The sequence below is a fragment of the Planococcus sp. TJ-307 genome (assembly GCF_058268435.1).
Genome location: NZ_JBZDOJ010000003.1, coordinates 78388 through 99299, shown reverse-complemented (window position 1 = coordinate 99299; position 20912 = coordinate 78388). Strand labels below are relative to the sequence as shown.

Annotated in this window: 21 protein-coding genes; 12 read left to right on the top strand and 9 right to left on the bottom strand. The window is 42.7% G+C overall.

The features are described 5' to 3' along the window. Positions 1-44 precede the first annotated feature (44 nt). The gene (locus tag AC4EHK_RS12115) at positions 45-1871 is read right to left on the bottom strand and encodes an LTA synthase family protein (RefSeq protein ID WP_490979042.1); all 1827 of its coding nucleotides are present in this window, start codon (positions 1869-1871) and stop codon (positions 45-47) included. Between the two features lie 347 nt (positions 1872-2218). Between AC4EHK_RS12115 and AC4EHK_RS12110 the strand changes: the two genes are divergently transcribed. Beyond that, positions 2219-2482: a hypothetical protein gene (locus tag AC4EHK_RS12110; protein WP_490979357.1), complete on the top strand. Its 264-nt coding sequence runs from the start codon at positions 2219-2221 to the stop codon at positions 2480-2482. Positions 2483-2868: 386 nt separating this feature from the next. Further along, positions 2869-4326 (top strand): Na+/H+ antiporter NhaC, encoded by a 1458-nt coding sequence (gene nhaC / locus AC4EHK_RS12105; protein WP_490979041.1) that lies wholly within the window; start codon positions 2869-2871, stop codon positions 4324-4326. Positions 4327-4424: 98 nt separating this feature from the next. Here the strand turns inward: nhaC and AC4EHK_RS12100 are convergent, their stop codons facing one another. Next, positions 4425-5282, bottom strand: coding sequence for a GNAT family N-acetyltransferase (locus AC4EHK_RS12100; RefSeq protein WP_490979040.1), 858 nt, complete (start codon positions 5280-5282; stop codon positions 4425-4427). A 134-nt stretch (positions 5283-5416) separates the two neighbouring features. Between AC4EHK_RS12100 and AC4EHK_RS12095 the strand changes: the two genes are divergently transcribed. The 9 genes from AC4EHK_RS12095 (at position 5417) to AC4EHK_RS12055 (ending at position 13867) form a co-directional block, all read left to right on the top strand. Continuing rightward, complete coding sequence (locus AC4EHK_RS12095) at positions 5417-6217, top strand: SDR family NAD(P)-dependent oxidoreductase (RefSeq protein WP_490979039.1); 801 nt, start codon at positions 5417-5419, stop codon at positions 6215-6217. Positions 6218-6341: 124 nt separating this feature from the next. Further along, positions 6342-6908, top strand: a complete 567-nt coding sequence (locus AC4EHK_RS12090; protein WP_490979038.1) for an MEDS domain-containing protein — start codon at positions 6342-6344, stop codon at positions 6906-6908. A 376-nt stretch (positions 6909-7284) separates the two neighbouring features. Continuing rightward, positions 7285-7851 carry an MEDS domain-containing protein gene (locus AC4EHK_RS12085; RefSeq protein ID WP_490979037.1) on the top strand — a complete coding sequence of 189 codons (567 nt, stop codon included), beginning with the start codon at positions 7285-7287 and terminating at the stop codon, positions 7849-7851. Positions 7852-8098: 247 nt separating this feature from the next. Then, complete coding sequence (locus AC4EHK_RS12080) at positions 8099-9562, top strand: aldehyde dehydrogenase family protein (protein WP_490979036.1); 1464 nt, start codon at positions 8099-8101, stop codon at positions 9560-9562. Between the two features lie 19 nt (positions 9563-9581). After that, the gene (locus AC4EHK_RS12075) at positions 9582-10706 is read left to right on the top strand and encodes a zinc-dependent alcohol dehydrogenase family protein (RefSeq protein ID WP_490979035.1); all 1125 of its coding nucleotides are present in this window, start codon (positions 9582-9584) and stop codon (positions 10704-10706) included. Positions 10707-10777: 71 nt separating this feature from the next. Further along, positions 10778-11278 (top strand): SRPBCC domain-containing protein, encoded by a 501-nt coding sequence (locus AC4EHK_RS12070; RefSeq protein ID WP_490979034.1) that lies wholly within the window; start codon positions 10778-10780, stop codon positions 11276-11278. Between the two features lie 22 nt (positions 11279-11300). After that, positions 11301-11741 (top strand): VOC family protein, encoded by a 441-nt coding sequence (locus AC4EHK_RS12065; RefSeq protein ID WP_490979033.1) that lies wholly within the window; start codon positions 11301-11303, stop codon positions 11739-11741. 128 nt (positions 11742-11869) lie between these two features. Further along, a complete protein-coding gene (locus AC4EHK_RS12060; protein WP_490979032.1) occupies positions 11870-12733 on the top strand; it encodes a PPK2 family polyphosphate kinase in 864 nt (287 codons plus the stop codon). Between the two features lie 288 nt (positions 12734-13021). After that, positions 13022-13867: a YitT family protein gene (locus AC4EHK_RS12055; RefSeq protein ID WP_490979031.1), complete on the top strand. Its 846-nt coding sequence runs from the start codon at positions 13022-13024 to the stop codon at positions 13865-13867. A gap of 51 nt (positions 13868-13918) precedes the next feature. Here AC4EHK_RS12055 and AC4EHK_RS12050 read toward each other — a convergent pair whose 3' ends face one another. The 3 genes from AC4EHK_RS12050 to AC4EHK_RS12040 form a co-directional block, all read right to left on the bottom strand. Beyond that, entirely contained in the window at positions 13919-15136 is a 1218-nt protein-coding gene (locus AC4EHK_RS12050; RefSeq protein WP_490979030.1) for an EAL domain-containing protein, read from the bottom strand. A gap of 45 nt (positions 15137-15181) precedes the next feature. Beyond that, a complete protein-coding gene (locus AC4EHK_RS12045; protein ID WP_490979029.1) occupies positions 15182-15559 on the bottom strand; it encodes a YidH family protein in 378 nt (125 codons plus the stop codon). A 160-nt stretch (positions 15560-15719) separates the two neighbouring features. Beyond that, the gene (locus AC4EHK_RS12040; protein ID WP_490979028.1) at positions 15720-15932 is read right to left on the bottom strand and encodes a helix-hairpin-helix domain-containing protein; all 213 of its coding nucleotides are present in this window, start codon (positions 15930-15932) and stop codon (positions 15720-15722) included. Positions 15933-16195: 263 nt separating this feature from the next. Here AC4EHK_RS12040 and AC4EHK_RS12035 point away from each other — a divergent pair, with 263 nt between their 5' ends. Then, positions 16196-16744: an alpha/beta fold hydrolase gene (locus AC4EHK_RS12035; protein WP_490979027.1), complete on the top strand. Its 549-nt coding sequence runs from the start codon at positions 16196-16198 to the stop codon at positions 16742-16744. A gap of 391 nt (positions 16745-17135) precedes the next feature. Here the strand turns inward: AC4EHK_RS12035 and AC4EHK_RS12030 are convergent, their stop codons facing one another. The 4 genes from AC4EHK_RS12030 to AC4EHK_RS12015 form a co-directional block, all read right to left on the bottom strand. Continuing rightward, positions 17136-17591: a GtrA family protein gene (locus AC4EHK_RS12030; RefSeq protein WP_490979026.1), complete on the bottom strand. Its 456-nt coding sequence runs from the start codon at positions 17589-17591 to the stop codon at positions 17136-17138. A gap of 25 nt (positions 17592-17616) precedes the next feature. Then, positions 17617-18756 (bottom strand): glycosyltransferase family 4 protein, encoded by a 1140-nt coding sequence (locus AC4EHK_RS12025; RefSeq protein WP_490979025.1) that lies wholly within the window; start codon positions 18754-18756, stop codon positions 17617-17619. Positions 18757-18799: 43 nt separating this feature from the next. Further along, a complete protein-coding gene (locus AC4EHK_RS12020; RefSeq protein ID WP_490979024.1) occupies positions 18800-19948 on the bottom strand; it encodes an NAD-dependent epimerase/dehydratase family protein in 1149 nt (382 codons plus the stop codon). Positions 19949-20136: 188 nt separating this feature from the next. Continuing rightward, a complete protein-coding gene (locus AC4EHK_RS12015; protein WP_490979023.1) occupies positions 20137-20874 on the bottom strand; it encodes a hypothetical protein in 738 nt (245 codons plus the stop codon). Positions 20875-20912: the final 38 nt, after the last annotated feature.

Below are 20912 nucleotides of genomic sequence, written 5' to 3'. Positions count from 1 at the left end.
ATCCAAAAAACCATCTTCGTTTTTAAAACGAAGATGGTTTTTTGTCACTTTTTGCTTTGGCCAATTTCCTGCAACACATTTTTCTGAATCATTAAATCGGATATGCGAAGCTGGTCGGTAGATGCTTCAATCTGTTCACTGCATGAATCGATTTCAACTTCTTCTCCTGTAGTGGTATCGTAGCAGGTCCCACTTCCAGCAGCCACCGTCAAATCTGGTTCGAAATAAAACTCTTCGTGGCGGAACGCACCATGGCGGAAAATCGTCAAGTTGCTGTCTTCGTCCAATAGAGATTGACCGAGCATATAAGGTGGCTCAATATTCACAATATCGAGGATGGTAGGGGCAATATCAATTTGTCCTCCCGTGTCCTCAATGGTGGCTCCCTTATCCATATTGGGTTGTTTAATGAAAAGCGGCACCTGGTGATCGAGCTCGAACAATTCGACCTCAGTTTCTGCTCCTAGTTCCTGAGCCATTTCACTGCCAGGCTGAGTCAACCCGCTGTCATGATCTCCGTAGAAAACGACAAGGGAATCATCCCACATATCTTTCTGTTTTAGTTCTTCAATCATTACCCCCACAGCCCCATCGACATAATGAATGGTTTCGTAATAGCCTTTCAGCAACGGATCTTCATAGCCAGTCAAATCCAACTGCTCCAGTTCCGCAGGTATTTCATATGGTGTGTGGCTCGACAGCGCAACCATAAAGGCGAAATAGGGCTCTTTCAGCTGCTCAGCCATTTCGATGGAGGTGCTCAAGAAATCTTCATCATTCAACGCCATGCCGATTTCCTGATTATCCGGGAAATCTTTCTGGCTGAAAAAGTGGTTAAAACCAATGTTTTGATAGAAATCATCGCGGTTCCAAAAATCTTTTTCAAATGCATGCATAGCTGCAGTATCGTAGCCGGCATCTCTTAACAGTTCCGGCAACGCATCAAACTCATTATCGGCATATTGCGTGTAAACAGAACCTGACTTTAATGGGTGCAAGGAAGTCAGCGTGATAAATTCTGCATCCGATGTACGGCCTTCATGCGTTTGGTGATAGAATGACGGGAAAAACAGCGTTTCTTCTTTTAACGCATTTAAGTGTGGCGTCAATTCCTGCCCATTCACTTGCTGGCCAATCACTGAAGTTTGAAACGATTCCAATTGGACGACAATGATGTTCGGCTTTGCTGAGTCGGATACAGCGGAAGGCGCTTCAGTATTCAGTTCGCGAATCTGAGTTTCTTCTTCTGCAGTGACGCTGTCATTTGTGAACAGCGAGCCGACCCCCTGAGCAAAATCCAATCCGTGATAGCCCCAAAATCCTAGCTGGTAATACTCGCGCATATTGGAAACTGGTTCATCCACCAGCCATTTTTCTTCGTTGGCGTAGCTAAAGGCTAAAGGAACTACGAACAATACAAGGCCAAGAGCAGCACCTGCACCGGCAAACATTCTTTTTTGATGACGGCTTACACTGTTTTGTCGATTGCGGATGAAGAAAAGAACTGCCGAAAAGATCAACAAGTCGGCAAAGAAAAGAATATCTTTCATTTCAATCAAGGTCAGAAACCCGCCTCCAACATCGCTCATCTGCGTGATGTCAGAAAGCAGGGCAATGGACAGCAAATCGCTGAAGTAACGGTAATACCAAAGATCTGAAACAAGCAGCGTGCTGTGCAGGAATAAAAATGCCAGCAACACCCACCGTCGTTTGCTGCTGCTTAACAGGAGCGTCCAACTGGATAGGACGATAATGGAAGCTAGATTCAGGACGAAAAAGCTGAAAGGAAATTCAGTGCCTGAATACAGGCTGAATAGAAAAAGTTTAGAAATGGACAAGAGCAGGTAAATCCAATACTCCAAGAATTTCATGGTGCACCTCCGGACAAGTTATAGCGCTTTGCTGATCAATGTAAATGAAGCACTTGCCAGTGAACCATTCAGTACGTGCTGCAAAACAAAGCCATTATTTTTTAATACCACTCTTTAGACAGGCGAAAACATCCGGACATGTCTGTATTGTGGCAAAGGGTGGAATTAACGAGAGTTTGATGTCATTTGGAGAACGGGTATTGGAAAGGGAAGAAATGGTTTTGATGCTAAATGGCCAGTTTTAGCTTTTGTTTGTTAGGCTCAGCAGCGTTAGAGATGCAAAATTCAAATCGTAGACTATAGGATTGAATTTCAGGCAGCAAGAGAAAGGAGTGTTGATTTTGGATATGCAAAAAAAGATTTCCAGCGAAGGCAGTGTTAACGTCCAATGCAAGTATCCAATACTGCCTATTGGACAAAAATTCCTAGTGAATTTTGGTAGCCAGCCCTCTCTTTACGGGACTTGGCAAGTTGCAGAAAATGATGAAGCTCCGTTTTACTTATGCAAACGTGTTTTCAAAAACGGCACAGTATCCCGAAAAAGATCCGCAGATCATCGCCGAAAGTTTTTTGAACATGAAATTTATCTGGCATTGAATAAAAAAACGTGATTGCAATAGTTGTCTATCAAAAAGAATAGCCGTGTACACCCCCAATCGGTCCGGCCACTCCTCTTTCCTGGGTTCAGGAGTCTTCGTGGCCAGCCCGGTTGGAGCTTGCGGCTCTAAACAAAGGAAGAAGCTCGTTCATTCATTTCCCAATGAAACTGGGATCAACAGAACTGGCCATTATTTGACTCGAAATCTGGAGCGCCGGATTCCATCTGAGCGCAATAAACGAGATTTTGTTACTGGAATCTTATCAATATTCTTTTGTCTGCAAACTCAGCTGTCCATATCGATGGAGGGCTTTTTTTATATTCTATTCAGATAAATCTAGATTATTTGGAATTTTGCTGTAATATTGATTCATAAACCAAAGTGAGGAGATAGAAGCGATGAAAACAACGCAGCAAGAAATTGAAACGCCCTTTATACTAGCTCTTATTCCATTGATCACCATGATTGCTGCTATGGCCGTGACTATCATTGTATTTGAGGGCAGCCCGCATATCCCTTTAGCTCTGGGCGCGATTGTTGCCGGAATTATTGCCTGGCGTCTCGGTTATAAATGGGAGACGATTGAAGAAGGGGCCTATAAGGGAATACGGCTTGCGCTGCCGGCTATATTGATTATCATCGTAGTCGGCATGATCATTGCATCCTGGATTGGGGGAGGGGTTATTGCGACGATGGTTTATTATGGCTTGCAAATCATTACGCCCTCACTATTTTTGCTGACGATCTGCATCATTTGTGCAATTGTTTCACTCGCAATCGGAAGTTCTTGGTCAACCATGGGAACAATTGGCGTTGCAGGCATGGGAATTGGCCTAAGCATGGGAATTCCGGCTGCAATGGTTGCTGGAGCGGTCATCTCGGGTTCCTACTTTGGGGATAAAATGTCGCCGTTATCTGACACGACAAACATGGCAGCGGGTATTACCAATACGAATTTATTTGAACATATTCGGCACATGACGTATACGACTGTTCCAGGCTTAGTCATTGCTTTAATCGTCTACTTTTTCCTCGGGCGCCAATTTGGCGGATCGGCTATTGATCAAGCTAACATTCAAGGGATTTTGTCAGCATTAGAAAGCAATTTTCTGATCTCACCTTGGCTGCTGCTGGTTCCGGCAGCCATTGTTGTATTGGTAGCCTTGAAAGTTCCAGCTCTGCCTGCACTGTTGATCGGTGTGTTTCTCGGTTTTATTTGCCAAATTTTGGTGCAGGGAGGCAGCGTAGGAGAAGCAGTCAATGCCCTTCATGATGGATTTGTGATTGCTTCCGGAAATGAGATGGTCGATGAGTTGTTCAATCGCGGCGGCATCGCATCCATGATGTTTACGGTATCGCTGACTATTTTTGCCATGATTTTTGGCGGCATTTTGGAGCATACGGGAATGCTGAAAGCCATTGTCACGCAAATATTGAAAGTCGCAAAATCTGCTGGAAGCTTGATTGCAGCGACGATTGTTTCGGCTTTTTTCACCAATGCAACAGCATCGGAGCAATACATATCAATTCTTCTTCCGGGAAGAATGTATGCCACAGCCTATCAAGACAAAGGGCTGCATTCAAAAAATCTTTCGCGCGCACTCGAAGACGGCGGTACCTTAACTTCTCCTTTTATTCCTTGGAATACATGCGGAGTTTTTATCCTGGCAACGCTGGCGGTCCATCCATTCGCCTATGCTCCATACGCGGTACTGAATTACGCAGTTCCGGTTCTTGGGATCGTTATGGCGTTTATCGGCTACAAAGTTCAGTTTTTAACAGAAGATGAACTGGCACAACTGAAAGTAAAGCAACAAAGAATTGACCGCGAAAACGAATTGACAGAAGGCGTTTAAGTTCGGTTCCTTTCAAAAATATCACTAATAAAGTGAGCTGCCGGCTTTGGAATCCCAAAACCGGCAGCTCTTTTCTCTACTATATAATCAGTTCGCTTTTAAATGCGCTTAGTGCCGTACAGCAGCCAAGGCGACGGCAAATCGAAGGTATGGTGTGGTGGAAGTTTACTGGCCTGTAAAGGAGTTAGATCCATCCATAACAGAGTGTTCGTTTTAACTTGTTCACTTAATTCGCGTTGAGCCATTGAAACAGTCTCCCATAATCCTGGCTGCTCCATCAGATCTTGCCATGGATAAACAGTATGCAGATAGTATTCGCGTTTGTAATCCTTTTTGGTGATCAGCACGCGGTCTTTCGCGCAATTTTCAAAAAACGACCATTGTGCCAACTTTGCATCTTTAAATAATTCTGCAGAAGCTGGAAAAGTGTAATAACATTCGTATGGAAAAACGGCTCCGGTTTTGATGTATAGCTGCTCTATCCACATCTTTTTCTGTGCAAGGTCTGTTACCGGCTCCCAAACTGCGCCGCCTGTTTCCAGAGAAGAAGCAGTTGGGGAGATGGCGCTGTAGAGCGTGGATACTTCGTCAAGATGCAGCTTATCCATAACACGGCGAGCAGATGCATTCTCAAACTGTGTATTTGCACCAATCCACTGGATGGCAGGCAACTTAAAGGCTTGTTCCATAATGTATGTCATTAATTGAGTGGATAAATTTTTCCCGCGGAAGCGTAAATCACTGCGCATCCGGCCAAGCATGATGTATTGTTTTGCAAAGATGGTATAGCCACCGATGCTTGCCAGCTGGCCTTTGTGAAACAATCCATACATTCTGCTGGAGCCACTGGATATCCGGTTGTATACTCTGAGAATGTAATCGTCCTCTATGCCTGTTTCCATTGCCTCAAGTAGAGGCAAATCATCTGCGTTTAATTGGCGAATTGAATTTTCCATACTTGCCCCCTTTGTTCATGTTGAGTTTATTCATAATTATTATATACAGGTACAACTTGATTTTGCATGTGCGAAAGGTTTAATTGGCGTGAGCAGGCGGGAAAAGGGGAGCATATTCAAAAGGAGGCTGTCGAATGGCGATATTTTCAAGTGAAGCATTGGCGCATAAGCATGTACTGATTACAGGGGCAACCGGAGGCATCGGAATTGAGACAGCCCAGACACTGGCATCAATGGGCGCGCGCATCACCATCACAGGCCGCAACAAAGAAAAATTGGAAAAGCTGAAGAGAGAACTGCTCGAACAGATGAATGCTGATAGACTTTGTGTACAGGAAGCAGATCTTACAAATCCGGAAGATCGGCTGCGGCTCATTGAACGTGCTGAAAAGGAACTGGGATTTATAAATGGACTAGTGAACTCAGCAGGCATTTCAGGAGGCAAGCTGGTTGAAGAAATGGACGAAGCATTTCTTTCGGAGATGATGCAGCTAAACTTTGTTTCGACTTTTCTGCTTACGCAGGAAGTGTACCGGAAGATGCTTGAGCATAAAGAAGGGAATATCGTCAACTTGGCTTCTTTGTCAGGCTTGCGGGGAACTTACGGCAACACAGCTTATTCAGCAAGCAAGTTTGCGGTGGTCGGCTGGACCCAATCGATGGCGGTAGAAGCGATTGAACATGGGATCCGGGTCAACGCGGTATGCCCAGGCTACGTAGATACGGAGATGGCACGAGGCAGCTTGCGCAAGAAAGCAGAGAGAAACGGGACGAGTTTTGAAGAAGAGCTGGAAAATGCGAAAGGGGACATTCCTTCAGGGCGTTTGTCAACGGCTGTGGAAGTAGCGAATACGATCGCTTTCCTGTTGACGGATGCAGCAGAGAATATTGTCGGGGAGTCGCTTAAAATTTCTGGAGGAAGCGTTATGAGATGAATAGGTCTTTTAGCTTCATTTGAATTCGAACGAGTATCTTTTAGTCCCATAATCGTGTATGATGGATGGAGTGAAAAATAGGTTTCATAGTTATTAAATTATGGGTTAAAAGGAGTTTGGCCACTTGAAAAAAGAAATTACAAATATTCAGGATGTTTTAGAGACATCTAAAGGTGCCCATATATTTTACTGTATCGACAAAACAGAACGTTACGTTGATAACGCGGTTTCGTTTATTATTGCTGGCATTGAGCAAGGAGACCAAATTCTACTTGTCGAAAGTGAAAGGCTTTATCCGAAAATACTCAAGCGCGTGGAGGAGTTAGTTTCTAAAGAGCAACTAACCAACATTCACTATGTCAACAACTTTACGTTTTATTGGAGAAATGGAAATTTCCATCCACCGACCATCCTGGCCTATTTTGCTGACTTAATAACTCCGTTTCTCGAAAGGAAGTTAAGTTTTCGAACATGGGGGCATATCGAATGGCGGGACGAATTAGAGATTATCAAAGATATCGAAGAATACGAACGCGGGATTGAACAGCTTATGCCGCAAACCAAAGCCGTTTCGGTATGTGCCTATGATTCAGCACGTATTTCCACCGAACTTAAAGCAGTTTTGATGGATTGTCACGGATTTTTGATGACGGACGAAAATATTTCCCCGATCAACAAGGAAGTTGAATAAGTCCGAACCCTACTACAAGAACCTTTTTACGGATATCCCGTGGAAAGGTTCTTGTGCTTTAAGAGGGAAAGTGTGCAAAACGGTTTAAAGGATTTAGTATCGGAAGAATGTGGATAATTTTTTAGAAAAGCAGACTATACTGAATAACGGATCCTTATGAAGATTCATATTCTATTGGGTGGCCAAGGCTTTTCAAATAACAAAGAGAAGAGTCCGAAATGATTGAATCTGAAAGAATCACTTCAGTTCGATTTGTCTAGTGAATAGTGATACCCTCTGGCATTATCTTTTATCGCCATACTTGTGTATAGTGAACTGGACGAAAAAAGATAGTCTGAACAGCTAGTAATTTGCTGGCTAAAAGGAGATCAAAAATTTGAGAAAAGAAATCAAAGACATTCAAGATGCCTTAAAGACGTCTGAAGGCGCTCATGTTTTTTATTATGTCGATGAACTGGAGTGCTACATCCACAATGCTGTTTCCTATATTGTTGCAGGCATTGATCGTGGAGATCAAATTTTGTTTATTGAAAGCGAGCGGATTTATCCGATGATTTTAAAACGGGTGGAAGAGCTTGTATCCGAAGAACAATTGAAAAACATTCATCACGTTAATAATTTTAAATTTTATTGGCGGAATGGGAATTTTCACCCGCCGACTATTCTCGATTCCTTTTCCCACTTGATAAGCCCTTTTGTAAAAGAAGAACTCACTTTTAGAACTTGGGTACATGTTGAATGGCGGGAAGAAGATGAAATTACAAAGGATATTGAAGAATATGAAACCGCAGTGGATAAGTTGATCCCACAGATTAAAGCGATTTCGATATGTGCCTATGATGCTCCGCGAGTTTCCGGCGTACTTAAAGAAGTGCTGATGAACTGTCATGGCTTTTTGATGACCGACGAGGATATTGCTCCTATCTTGCGGCAAGCGGAATAACCTATTATTTTTTACAAAAAATTCTTTCTGCAGCTAGCTTGCAGAAAGTTTTTTTATGGATTTTTTAAAGTTGTGTAGCGTCTGGAATGATGATTGAAGAAATGATTTGACCTAAAATAAAAGAATTTTATATTGACAGAATATTGACAATTCTTTAGAAAAGCATACTATATTATGTAACGAGGTCCAAAAAAATATTCTATAAAGTGGCTAAGGCTTTTCAAATTGAAAAGGAGGAGAAAGTGAAGTGATTGAAATTGGGAAATCCCATTTCGGTTCCATTATTGATGGCAAGGAATTGCCTAAAGAAGGGCGCGATGAAATTAGCGTACTTAATCCTTACAACAATGAAGTGATCGGAAAAATTTTGTGTGCGACACCGGAAGATGCTGCAGAAGCAGTTGTTAGCGCCCACCGTGTTTATGTGAAGACCATGAAAAAGATGACTGCATATAAACGTTCTGACATTCTTTGGAAAACGGCTGATCTGCTGGAAACAGCAAATGCCGATTTTGCTTATCTGTTGTCTTTAGAAGCCGGAAAACCGATTAAGGAAAGCCGGATAGACGTTGCGCGTGCAATTCAAGTATTGCGTTTTGCTTCAGAAAGCGCCAAATCAATTTATGGAGAAATGATTCCACTAGATAGTACGGTTAGGGGAGAAAATCAAATTGGCATGTCAAAACGGGTTTCTCTCGGCGTAGTTGTAGCCATTACCTCGTTTAACTTCCCATTGAGTTCAGTGATTCATCAGATTGCTCCGGCGATTGCAGCCGGCAATACTGTGGTACTAAAGCCAGCAGAAGAAACGCCACTTACTGCCGTTTTGTTGTGCCGGCTATTTGAAAAAGCCGGACTGCCAAAAGGGGTTATCAACATTGTCATGGGCACAGAACAGGAACTTACGGAAACCTTGGTTACCCATTCGAAAGCAAAGCGGGTAATTTTTATCGGCAGCAATGCTGTGGGATGGAAAATACACGACATGGCAAAAGGGAAAAAAGTCACCTTGGAACTGCGTTCAAATGCACTGAACATTGTTTCTGCAGATGCGGATTTGGACCTTGCAGTTACAACCATTCTGATTAACGGCTTTACGCATGTTGGGCAAGCCTTTGTGTCGGCCGAACAAATTTATGTGCAGGAAGCTGTCTATTCGGCTTTCCTTGAAAAACTGACAGAAAAGGTAAAAGCGCTCCAAGCAGGAGATCCGCTTGATGAAACTACCGATATAGGACCAATGATAACTCAAGAAGCAGCTGAACAGGCAGAATCGTGGGTCAAAGAAGCGCTTAGGCAGGGAGCGACATTATCGGCCGGTGGAAACAGGAAGGGCAATGTGATGGAGCCGACCATCGTCAGTGACATAAGACCTGAGATGAAAGGGGTATTCGAAGAAGTATTTGCACCGATTGTCAGCGTTATGCCTTTTAGTAAAGAAGAAGATGCAGTATGCTATGCCAACCATTCAAATTTCGGTTCACAGGCAGGTATTTTTACGACAGATATCAACCGGGCTATGCGGATGGCGGATTTACTTGATACAGGAGGGGTTTGGATTAATGAAGTTTCGGACGGACGTTATGATCATATTCCTTATGGCGGGCTCAAAAATAGCGGTACTGGAAAAGAAAGAATTGAACATGCAATTGAAGAAATGACCGATGTAAAATTTATTGGCATTAACTTATATGGAGATTTTAAAATTTGATTGTGAAGAGGGTGGAAGTATGCAGGTAAGGTCAGCTGTATTACGGGAAATTGGAGCTCAAACTCCTTACGAAGAAAGCGAGCCAATTCACATTGAGACGCTGGAACTGGATTCGCCGGAAAAAGGCGAAGTATTGATTCAAATAAAAGCCGCAAGTTTATGCCATTCCGATTTATCGGTGATGAACGGCAGCCGTCCGCGTCCGCTTCCTATGGCTCTTGGACACGAGGCAGCGGGTGTAATTGTTGAAGTAGGAGAAGGTGTGACCGATTTGGAGCCGGGCGATCATATCGCCTGTGTATTTGTGCCAAGCTGCGGTCAATGCGGACCATGTCGTGAAGGGCGTCCTGCTTTATGTGAACCAGGTGCTGCTTCTAATACGGCAGGCACGTTATTGGGCGGGGGCAACCGGTTAGCCAAGGAAACAGAAACCATTAACCACCACTTAGGGGTATCAGCTTTTTCGGAATATGCCGTTGTCTCAAGAAATTCAGTCGTTAAAGTAAATAAAGACATTCCATTTGAAAAAGCGGCATTGTTCGGCTGCGCAGTCATCACAGGTGTTGGAGCAGTAGTCAATACAGCTGGCATTAAGCTCGGCAATACAGTTGCGGTGGTCGGTCTTGGTGGAGTTGGTCTCAGTGCACTGCTTGGAGCAATTGCAGCAGGTGCGAGTCGTGTAGTTGCTGTAGACATTAACGAAAACAAATTAAGACAAGCAAAAGAGCTAGGGGCCACGGATGTTTTTAATTCTAAAGATTCCGACGTGGTCGACCAAATTCGGAAAGCAACAAATGGCGGTTTAGACTACGTATTTGAAACAGCTGGTGTTGTGCAGGCTATGGAAGTTGCCTACGCTGTCACTAAGCGCGGAGGAACTACAGTCACCACGGGCTTACCGCATCCGGAGCATCAATTTTCTTTTCCGTATGTGTCACTGACTGCTGAGGAGCGTACCATTAAAGGCTCGTATTTGGGAAGCTGCGTGCCGAGTCGAGACATTCCGCGCTACATGAACTTGTTCCAGGAAGATCGCTTGCCTGTTGATAAACTGATTACTGATTTTATTACATTGGATGAGGTTAACAAAGGCTTCGATATTTTGGCAAAAGGAGATTCTTCGCGGATCATTATAAAGTTTTAACAAGTTTGAAAGAAAATCTTTGTTCCTAGTAATTTAGAACCGATGACAATATTTGGAAAAGGAGGATTTAAATGGCTGCAAATAAGATTTCTTCAAAGGTCGAAGGATTAGAATTGATCATGGAAAGGTCTTTTAATGCGCCAAAGGATTTGGTGTTTTCAATGTTTATAGAGCCGGATCATATCAAACATTGGTGGGGACCAAACGGTTGGGAAACAACAGTTTACAAAATGGAAGTGGAACCAGGCGGGATCTGGCATTATTGCATGCGTTCGCCTGAAGGCCAGGAAGCATGGGGGAAATCGACTTACAGGGAAATTGATCCTCCAAACCGTTTAGTTTATGTGGATGCCTTTTCCGATGAACAGGGCAACGAAGTCACGGATATGCCGATTATGTTGATTGCTACGGATTTTGTAGAAGAAGGGCCAATGTGCAAAGTAATTTCTGCGACAAAGTTCGATTCACAGGAAGAACTGCAAAAAGTAATTGAGATGCAGGCCGTTGATGGCATGGCTGAAACCTATGATCGCCTGGAGAAGTATTTACTTGAACTTGAACAATCCCAATAACTAATTAGAAAGAAGGGACATGATGATTACCAAAATGTTTCCCTATTTAAATTTTCCCGGCCATGGCAAGGAAGCCGCCCACTTCTACGCAGATGTATTGGGAGGAGAGTTAGTTGGCATCGTGACTTATGGTGAAGCGCAGGGCGAGGATATGGAAGGTATGCCTGAGGAAGCAAAGAATATGGTGATGAATGCGCAAATCGATTTTAAAAGCGGGGACACATTAATGATTTCAGATGTGCCTCCGGGAATGGGGATGCCAGCATTCCAAAGAGGAAATAATATGTCAGTGACTATGCTTTTCGATGAAATTGAAGAAGCGCGTACCGTTTTCAGCAAATTATTGGAAGGCGGGACGGTTAGTATGGAATTACAGAAGACCTTTTGGAGTCCGCTATACGGCAGTCTGACTGACAAGTACGGAATCGACTGGCAGGTTTCAGTCGAGGAGGAAACAAAATAGACGAAGGAAAACCGCGTCCAGATGAGGATTGCGGTTTTTCCTTATGTTGTTAGATTTTAACCATTTTAGGGTATAGAAAGTAGTATGATTAATAACTCGGCGTGTTGAATTGCAAGAAGGAGGAAATTATGGATATCAATAAATACTTGATTAAAAAAGATGAAAAAATAGAGCTTTCCCGCTACTCAACTACAGGTGGAGATAAATTTAGTGAACGAGAGCTGAAAGAAAAAATGATTCCGGAAAGCGTTAAAAAGCTGGAAGAACTTCATATGAAACTGCACGCTCAGGAAGAAAAAGGAATCGTGGTTGTGCTTCAAGCAATGGATGCGGCAGGGAAAGATGAAGCCATTACATATATCTTTTCAAACTTGACGGCCCAGGGACTGAAGGTGACCTCGTTCAAAAAACCATCTGAAAACGAGCTTGCCCACGACTATTTGTGGCGATTTAAAGAAGGAATGCCGGCGAGAGGACAGATTGGCATCTTGAACCGATCTTATTATGAAGAAGTGATCGCACCGAGAGTCCATGATTTGCTTGGTGAGACTCCACTTCCGGATGAATTAATCGACGATAATATCTGGGATGTCCGCTATCGCCAAATCAATGATTTTGAGCGGTATATGGTGGAGAATGGCTTCCCGGTTGTTAAGTTCTTTTTTAACATGTCTTATGAAGAACAAAGAAAACGCTTGCTCGAACGCATGAAAAATCCGGATAAAAATTGGGAGTTTTCATTTAACGATGTAAAAGAGCGGGAACATTGGGATGGATATCAGGAAATTTTCGAAGACATGTTGAGCAAAACGTCAACAGAGCATGCTCCTTGGTATGCCCTTCCGGCTGATGATGAATGGTTCACACGCTACATTGTTTCGGAAGTGATGGTCAATGCGCTGGAAAAGATAAATCCTCAATATCCAGAAATTACAGGGGAAGAAAAAGAAGAGTTGGAAAAAGCAATTCGTAAATTGGAAAAAGAAGAATAGAGAAAAAGGGATTCGGAATAGCATTATTCCGAATCCCTTTTTGGATGAGTGAAAAGACGGAGAATAAAAGAAGAAAGGCTTGCTTTTTGGTCCTCGAAGCCACTATACTATGAACTATTGGTCCACTATAAAAAGAACAATTTATTCGATTTTCCGTAGTTTTTATTGAGAAATAAAAGATTACCTATTAATAAATGCTCTTAAGGTAACGTGCTGCTGCGCGGCCTTTTTTTTGTGTGTTGAACAAAATAAATTATGTAAGGGATGCCTTACGATTGGAGTTTGGTTATGAATAAATGGACGAGATTGTTGCTGGTTTTTGTTTCTTCGATTGTTCTTGGATTTGCGTTCAACATGTTTTTGTTGCCCCATGAAGTATTGGCTGGAGGCGTGACGGGCATTGCAATGATGTTGGGGTTGGTGACGCCGTTGAATGCCGGGCTATGGATGATTCTCTTGAATATTCCGATTCTCATTCTAGGTTGGATGAAGCTGGGCAAGACTTTTATAGCGAATAGCCTGTTTTCTGTCGTTGTCACGTCAGTTGCGATGCTCTATATTCCAGTCGTTAAGTTGACGGAGGATGCCTTGTTGTCTTCTGTGTTTGGCGGAGTTATTTCAGGCGCAGCCATTGGCGTTATCATCCGCTTCTACAGCTCAACTGGCGGCTTTGATGTCATCGGACTGCTGTTGTCGATGAAGCGGGATATTCCATTAGGAGCATTGGTATTCGTGCTCAACAGTGCTGTTGTTTTCGTATCAGGATTTATCTTTTCGTGGGAACTCGCCATGTATACGATGGCTTCCATCTACATTAGTGGACTGGTGATAGACCGAGTTCACACGCGGCATATTAAACTGAGTTTGATGGTTGTAACCAATCAAGGCGATGCCGTTAAAAAAGAATTGCTTGATAATCTTTACCGCGGCATTACCGTAGTGGATGGCGAAGGCGCTTACTCAGAAGCAAAAGTTAAAGTCTTATATAGCGTCATCAGCCGCCACGAGCTGGCATTTGTGCGGCCATTGATTAAAAATATCGACCCAAAAGCATTTGTGAGCATCAGTGAGACAATGGAAGTCATGGGGAATTTCAGAAAAGACGATAACTTCATGAAAAATCCAATCTTGTGAAAAAACCTCTCCAGAAATGGAGAGGTTTTTTGTATGGTGCTCATCTACCGATTATTGAAACAGCAGATAATCTTTGCCAGAAATAAAGTCATTGCCGATGTCGATAAACAAATAACAGTCTTCTGATAACGGGTAGCTGAAGGTGCGAATCATTTCGCCGGTTTCAATATCCGAGTAGATGTCTGATAGGATCCCTTTATGCCTGGTTTTCATCTGCATCGTATTTTCCAAAAAATATGGACGGAAAGCCCAATGTGAACCAAGTTGATCCGGTTCTAAAACCCACTGGCTGCCATGTTTCCTGAAGTTGGAAGACACTTGTCGACCATCACTGTTGCAAATGTACAAGCGGAAACTTTCTTCTTGAAATGCTTCGGCCACGGCTTTGATAAAATGATCGGCTTCTGCGGGACCTTTCCATTTGGGCAATAGCTTTTTTATTTTTTCTTCTTGGATGTGGGTAAACGCATAACGACCTTCCACCATTGATTTTTCCCGTTGAACAAACGCGTCAATTTTTTCTCCGACATCAACCGGAATGGACCCATTCACTGGAAGTTCGAAAGCCGGTTTTGCCAAATAAAAACCTTGGTAATAATGGCCGCCATGTTTCCAGGCAAAATACAATTGATAATTGTCTTCAATATTTTCATAGGACAGCTTCGCACCAATGCGCCGTGCCAGTACCGAAAGGGTTTGAATAACGTCTTGAAAAATATCCGGATTGGAATTACGGACAAAGGTGGTATCCACTTTTAAAATATGGGGGCGCAGTTGGCGAATTCGATCTATATTGGAGCTTTTTGCCCCCACGTGATCGACGGCAATTTGTATTCCATAGGTCTTGTAGTAAATTAGCAGATGTTCCAGCACATCAAAATCTTCATCAAAATCGTGTTCGGTAATTTCCAGAACAATCCGGTTCATAGAAAAGCCCTTTTCCGCGTACTCCTTAAGAGAATCCAAAAAATCTTCCCCGCTATTAATCAGTAATTGCTTCGCGTTGCGGTTAATGAACAACAGGCCGCTATTTTCAGTATCGAGCATTTGCGCAATTGCCTGTCTCAATAAATGCTGATCGACTTCCACTTTGTATTCATCGGGTACATCGCTGTTGTGAAAAAAGTCGCCCAAGCTGACCCATGTGTCTTCGAATTGAAACCGGCCTAAAACTTCATAACCGACCACATCGTGCTTAACTGCACTGATGATTGGTTGGAATGCGGGTTTGACCTTGTTCAGGTTTTCAAGAATATCTAATGGATCCATAGCATGTGCTCCTTCGCAACGAAACGTTAATGTGGCATATGCCATTTACATAATCATAAAAAAGTAAATAATGACCATAATAATCATGATAGAAAGCATGGAGGAAATTAAGGTAATGTGCATATTCGAAGGAGTAAAGGTTTCATTGATGATTTGCTGCCGCTTTGTTTTGTAGTTTTGGGTGGCTGAAAAAATAACAGTGAGCCCGAAAACACAGGCGAAAATGCCAAGCGCCACAGTAAACACATCAACAAAAGCGTTGCGTGTAACCCCCATCGTGAAATGCAGGCTTGTCGCGAGAAAGCCGACTCCTACGATGGAGATGACCGTTCGAATCCAAGCCAGGTACGTGCGCTCATTGGCAAGGTGCTGTTGTGTATAAATCAATTGATTTTTTTCTTTTCGATAAGACTGCCGCGACATATTTATTTTCTCCTCCCAGCAATAAATGGATGTGGAATTTTCAAAATCTGGAATTGAGAAAAATCTTAATGTATTTCCAGTATAAAGGAAGGGGGAATAAAAAGAAATTTCGAATTTTTTTCGGGAAACTTATCAACAAATTTCTTTATCAGAACAATTTTTATGACTTAAAATGCAGGCCCTGCTCAGCAAGTGTTTCCCGAAGAATGCCCAAAGCTTTTGGACCGAAGCCATGCAGTTCGAGCAAATCCTGTTCGGTAGCTGATGTCAAATCTTGAAGTTGTTGATAGCCCGCAGCCAAAAGCGCACGCTGTGCTGGTTTGCCGATGCTTTTTGGAAACGCATCTTTTTCTTCGGAAGTTCTCTTTTCCATCTCTATCACTCCTTTTGTTTTCGAGTATAGTCCGTAAGTCTGTGCCATATCTCTCATAAGCTAGGTGACAACTGGGTTAGAAAATTTGCCTCTAAAACAGCGAAGTGACTTGTATAGTTAGCTGTATTTTATCAAGGTTCCAAGAAAAAAGGTATGTTTGAAAATCAAAATAATGGAGAAACATAAAATGAAAATATCTTTAGTTCGGGGTCTGATTGATGGTCAATGGAAGGAGTGCGAAGAGATAACAGGAGGCGGTTCTAATGAAGCAGGTTTTGTTTATCCACAGCGCGGGTCCTCAGGAAGAGGGGGAAGGAAGTTTTGGCTTGCTGCGATATCTAGTAGATGAATTGGGATCGGAATTTCAAGTGGTTGCACCGGAAATGCCGGATCCTGATGATCCACAATACGCAACATGGAAGAAAAAATTAAAAGAAGAAATTGCTTCTCTGGACGATGGAGCGGTGTTGGTGGGACATTCACTTGGCGGCTCGGTGTTGTTTAAGTTTTTATCGGAAGAAGAGTTGGGAAAGTCATTTGCTAAGCTAATTGCGATTGCTGCACCTTTCTGGGGAAGCAATTCAAATTGGAAAGTAGAGAATTTTACGTTGCCAGAGGATTTTGTTTCCCGCAGCTCACTTTTGCCAGCTGTCGTTTTGTTGCATAGTATTGGTGACGACATCGTACCGTTCGATCATTTAGAAAAATACATGAATCATATTCCAAGCGCCACAGCTAGGCAACTATCGGGAAATGATCATGTTTTTCAGAACGGCCTTAAAGAGTTGGCAGAAGAAATCCGAAAAGCATAAGAAAATGCCTCATCATTGGAATGATGGGGCATTTTATCTAGAAGAACAACAGATTCAACAGAATCGTCACAATGATTGAAAGGACAATAGAAATGAGCAGGCTGCCCATACAGGAAATTCGCATAATCATGCCACCTTTTGGAGATACTATCAAGTACCCGAATCAGGGGAGGAGTCAAACCCTTTGCTCAATGACTTGGAGCTCTCGCTTTCAAGAAAAGGACTGTCTTTTTAACGAAGGGTTAAATCAAATCCAGCTGTCACTTCCACTTTCGAGTAATGCATTCATAAATTACGATAACACTGATGTGAAAAGTAAAGCAGAACAGATCGTCTGGCTGTTCGGTGCAATCCCCCTCTGATCCTATAAACGAATGAGAGGGGGATAGCTTTATTTATGCTGATTTCGAGTCTCTCCGTCTTTAAAAACTAAGTACTTGATCATAAAAAAACTTGTTAAGAAAGAAGCAAACATTGCCAAAAATTTTGACAGATTATGCCGAATCCATGCGGGCATACCGATAGATTGAAACAGTATATTGAAAGCCAGAAAAATACCGTTATTGATCAGCAAACTAACCAGTCCCTGCAGAAAAAAGCCGAGACGTTGCTTGTTGTTGCCATTGGATGTATGTCGAAAGGTAATACGGGAATTCCAAAAATAGCTATTGCCCACTGCCAGGCAATAGGCAAGTGTATTGAAAAGCGTTAAAGTGCCGCTTTGGTCAGTAGGGTGGAGCAGCAGTAGCAGATTGAGTGATCCGATATCCACAGCCGCGTTCGAAATGCCAATTACAGTAAATTGCAGGGTTTGGATGGGAGCCTGGGATTTTCGACTGTTCACCATAACTTTCCCCCGTTCTGCAATCGTCTTATTCCGCAGTCTGGATAGGCTCTGTTGTTTTCATTTCAGCTAACTGGCTGTACAGATCTCGAATCTGTTCTGCAGCAGCAGCCCAGCCCAATTCGGCTACGTCTGCGGCTGCTTGTTGCCCCAATTGACGGCGAAAGTTGACATCTTCTAGTTGCAGAATGCAGGTTTTTAAGCTTTCAGGATCTTTTGAGTTGTAGAACAGTCCATTTCTTCGGTTCGTAATCTGTTCTTTTGTCGGCCCGCTTTCTGCTGCAATTACGGGCAATCCTGAAGCCATGGCTTCCATAATAACCAAGCCTAAGGTTTCGGTCGTTGAAGGAAAGATAAAGGCATCTGCCGAAGCAAAAGCCGAAGCCAGCTCATCTCCATGCAAAAAGCCTGTAAATACTGTCTGGGTTCCATCAAAATATTTTTCGAGTTGTGAACGGTGGGGGCCGTCTCCAACAAGAGCCAGACAAAATCGATCTGATTCTGCTAGGACGCTGCGAATTTTTTCAATTTCTTTTTCAGCCGCCAGACGACCGACATAAAGTAGAACAATTTTATCTCTTTGTCCGCCGGATAGCCGGTAACGGACGTCTTCTGAGGCATGTCTTGGATGAAATTGTTCCGTATCGACTCCGCGTTTCCATACCTGCATCCGCTTAAATCCCTTTTCGGTCAACTCATCTAAAACTGTGTGAGACGTGCATAAATTTAAGTCCGCCTGATTATGCAGCTTTTTTATATACCACCATACAAGTGAGTCAAACTTGCCAAATCTATAATAAGCCATATATTGAGGAATGTTGGTATGATAGGACGCAATTAACGGAATCTCGAGCTTTTTAGCGTAAGTAACGCCTGAATAGCCAGCAACGACCGGGTTGACGGCATGAACAACATCGGGATTAAAGTCGTTCATGTATTTTTTTATCATACGGCTTGGAAGAGCAAACTTTCTGGATCGATAAAATGGCAAGGTATAGGCAGGGACACCATTAACGACAGCTCCGTCAAATTCCTTAATCCCCAGATCAGGTGCGATAATGCGGACTTCATGGCCATCCCTGTGAAGCCAGCGGATGCAGGCCATCAGCCTGGTAACCACCCCATCGGTAGAAGGCAAAAAAGTCTCGGTAATGATCATGATCTTCATCGAAACATCTCCCTTCCAAAACATTCGGATCGGCAACCAATGCTTATTTCCACGTAACGGTAGGCAGGACGTTTTCTATAATGACCCGATCTTTATAAGTGATGGCAGTTTTTAAAATTTTGCGTATGACATCATCTGTCAGAAAATGTGGTTTCAATCCTAGATCCAACAAATTTGTATTGATGGCTTCAAAGAAATGCTCTTCTTTTTCAACTCGAGGATTTTCCAAGTGGACAATTTCTGCATTTAATCCTTCTTCGGCGGCTACTTTTTGAACCATTTCAGCCAGTTTCATTACTGAGAATTCTTCGGTAAATTGATTGAACACACGAAATTCACCCACGTCAGCCGGAGTTTCAGCTGCAATTTCAATGCAACGAACCGTATCCTCAATGCTTAGAAATCCACGAGTTTGTCCGCCTATTCCATAAACCGTTAAATCATGGCCGATGGCAGACTGAATAATGAACCGGTTTAATGCTGTTCCAAACACAGAATCATAATCCATCCGATTTGCCAGGATTGGATCCAGTTCGGTTTCTTCGGTGGAAAGTCCATACACTACACCTTGGTTCAAATCAGTTGCACGGATCCCCCAAACTCGACAGGCAAACATAATGTTATGGCTATCATGTACTTTGGACAGGTGATAGTACGAACCAGGTTGCTTGGGGAAAGGGAGGCGATCTTTACGGCCTTTATGTTCAATTTCCAAATAACCTTCTTCAATCGGGATATTTGGTGTTCCATATTCTCCCATCGTTCCAAGTTTAATCAAATGACAATTTGGAACGATGTCTTTAATGCCGTATAGGACATTTAGTGTCCCAACAACATTATTGACTTGCGTATAGACAGCATGCTCCCGGTCAATCATGGAGTACGGAGCAGAACGCTGCTCGGCAAAATGGACAAATGCCTCCGGCTGTTCTTTTTCAAGAACACTTTTTAAAAAATCGTAATCTTGGAGGTCTCCTTTGTATGTACGTATTTCTTTACCAGTCAATTCCAACCATTTGGCTACTCGTTCTTCGAGACTGGCGATGGGTGTAAGTGAATTTGATCCCAACTCTTCGTCAATATGCCTTCTGACCATGCTGTCAATAATGGAAACCTCATGTCCTTTTTTAGATAAATACAAAGCAGTCGGCCATCCGCAGAATCCATCTCCACCAGCTATAATAATGTTCATCAAAAATTCCCCCATTCAGGCATTTTGTCTGACATTTACTATTTTTGTTAAAAACCTCACGTGAATAAAATTTTAACCGGTATTATATAAATCTTTTGTACCACTTTACCGCAAAAATTAAACCTGACAATGAAACGGAGAATTTTTTACGAAATCTTATAGTCGCTGAAATAAAGGGTGTATCCACTTTACAAAATGAGCTGAAGCAGTACGGTGATAAGAACAATTCCCGCGACAAAAGAAGGGAAACTGCTGTTTTTTTCAACTGGCAACTCATCATTTAAGATATTAAGAATGATGCCGCCTGTCAGAAAAGCGGAGAAGAAAGCAATCGTCAATTCAGAGGTTTCAGTTAGATTGTAGGCAAGCCATCCGACAAATACCGCGGCTGCCAGTATCCATCGACCGATATTGGTATAAAGCTCTTCATGGGTCAAATGCAGCATTCTGTTGTTGGCGATAAAGTGGAAAGAAAAGACGATAAAGTAGATAAGGTAGTCTGCAAAATTATCACCACTCAAATCAATCAGCAAATACCCAATCAAGATGTTATATAAAGAAAAAGACGCAATTTCAAGAGCAAATACGGGTTTTGTTGGTCGAGTGATCTCATTCTCCTGCTCATTTTTTTCTTGGGATTTTTCGTTTAATTGGCTGATGCCATAGAAAAAAGCGATGCCTGCAAGTGTCACCAAATAAGTAACAAAGTCAAGGCTCTCTAACCAGGCGGGCAGTTGTGCTTCTTCTGCAACTTCTTGGTAATGAGTCAATTCAGGAACCAGATGAAGGAAAACGTAAGCAATTGATCCCCCTGAAACAAACGACATCAGTCGGTCTTTTGGCTTCCGATCTAAAAATTTTATATTTTTTGTGAAGATATGGATAATCATAAATCCTATGATAAAAGCCAAGCTAATATACAACATTGTGTTACCTCCCAAACCTTAAGTTAGAAGAAGTATAC

Excerpts from the sequence above, each read along its gene's own strand:
- AC4EHK_RS12075 (WP_490979035.1), top strand. The coding sequence starts at position 9,582 with ATGCAGGTAAGGTCAGCTGTATTACGGGAAATTGGAGCTCAAACTCCT.
- AC4EHK_RS12020 (WP_490979024.1), bottom strand. The coding sequence starts at position 19,948 with ATGAACATTATTATAGCTGGTGGAGATGGATTCTGCGGATGGCCGACT.
- AC4EHK_RS12100 (WP_490979040.1), bottom strand. The coding sequence starts at position 5,282 with ATGGAAAATTCAATTCGCCAATTAAACGCAGATGATTTGCCTCTACTT.
- AC4EHK_RS12115 (WP_490979042.1), bottom strand. The coding sequence starts at position 1,871 with ATGAAATTCTTGGAGTATTGGATTTACCTGCTCTTGTCCATTTCTAAA.
- AC4EHK_RS12050 (WP_490979030.1), bottom strand. The coding sequence starts at position 15,136 with ATGGATCCATTAGATATTCTTGAAAACCTGAACAAGGTCAAACCCGCA.
- AC4EHK_RS12060 (WP_490979032.1), top strand. The coding sequence starts at position 11,870 with ATGGATATCAATAAATACTTGATTAAAAAAGATGAAAAAATAGAGCTT.
- AC4EHK_RS12110 (WP_490979357.1), top strand. The coding sequence starts at position 2,219 with ATGCAAAAAAAGATTTCCAGCGAAGGCAGTGTTAACGTCCAATGCAAG.
- AC4EHK_RS12030 (WP_490979026.1), bottom strand. The coding sequence starts at position 17,591 with ATGGTGAACAGTCGAAAATCCCAGGCTCCCATCCAAACCCTGCAATTT.
- AC4EHK_RS12015 (WP_490979023.1), bottom strand. The coding sequence starts at position 20,874 with ATGTTGTATATTAGCTTGGCTTTTATCATAGGATTTATGATTATCCAT.
- nhaC (WP_490979041.1), top strand. The coding sequence starts at position 2,869 with ATGAAAACAACGCAGCAAGAAATTGAAACGCCCTTTATACTAGCTCTT.
- AC4EHK_RS12045 (WP_490979029.1), bottom strand. The coding sequence starts at position 15,559 with ATGTCGCGGCAGTCTTATCGAAAAGAAAAAAATCAATTGATTTATACA.
- AC4EHK_RS12095 (WP_490979039.1), top strand. The coding sequence starts at position 5,417 with ATGGCGATATTTTCAAGTGAAGCATTGGCGCATAAGCATGTACTGATT.
- AC4EHK_RS12065 (WP_490979033.1), top strand. The coding sequence starts at position 11,301 with ATGATTACCAAAATGTTTCCCTATTTAAATTTTCCCGGCCATGGCAAG.
- AC4EHK_RS12055 (WP_490979031.1), top strand. The coding sequence starts at position 13,022 with ATGAATAAATGGACGAGATTGTTGCTGGTTTTTGTTTCTTCGATTGTT.
- AC4EHK_RS12070 (WP_490979034.1), top strand. The coding sequence starts at position 10,778 with ATGGCTGCAAATAAGATTTCTTCAAAGGTCGAAGGATTAGAATTGATC.
- AC4EHK_RS12040 (WP_490979028.1), bottom strand. The coding sequence starts at position 15,932 with ATGGAAAAGAGAACTTCCGAAGAAAAAGATGCGTTTCCAAAAAGCATC.
- AC4EHK_RS12035 (WP_490979027.1), top strand. The coding sequence starts at position 16,196 with ATGAAGCAGGTTTTGTTTATCCACAGCGCGGGTCCTCAGGAAGAGGGG.
- AC4EHK_RS12025 (WP_490979025.1), bottom strand. The coding sequence starts at position 18,756 with ATGAAGATCATGATCATTACCGAGACTTTTTTGCCTTCTACCGATGGG.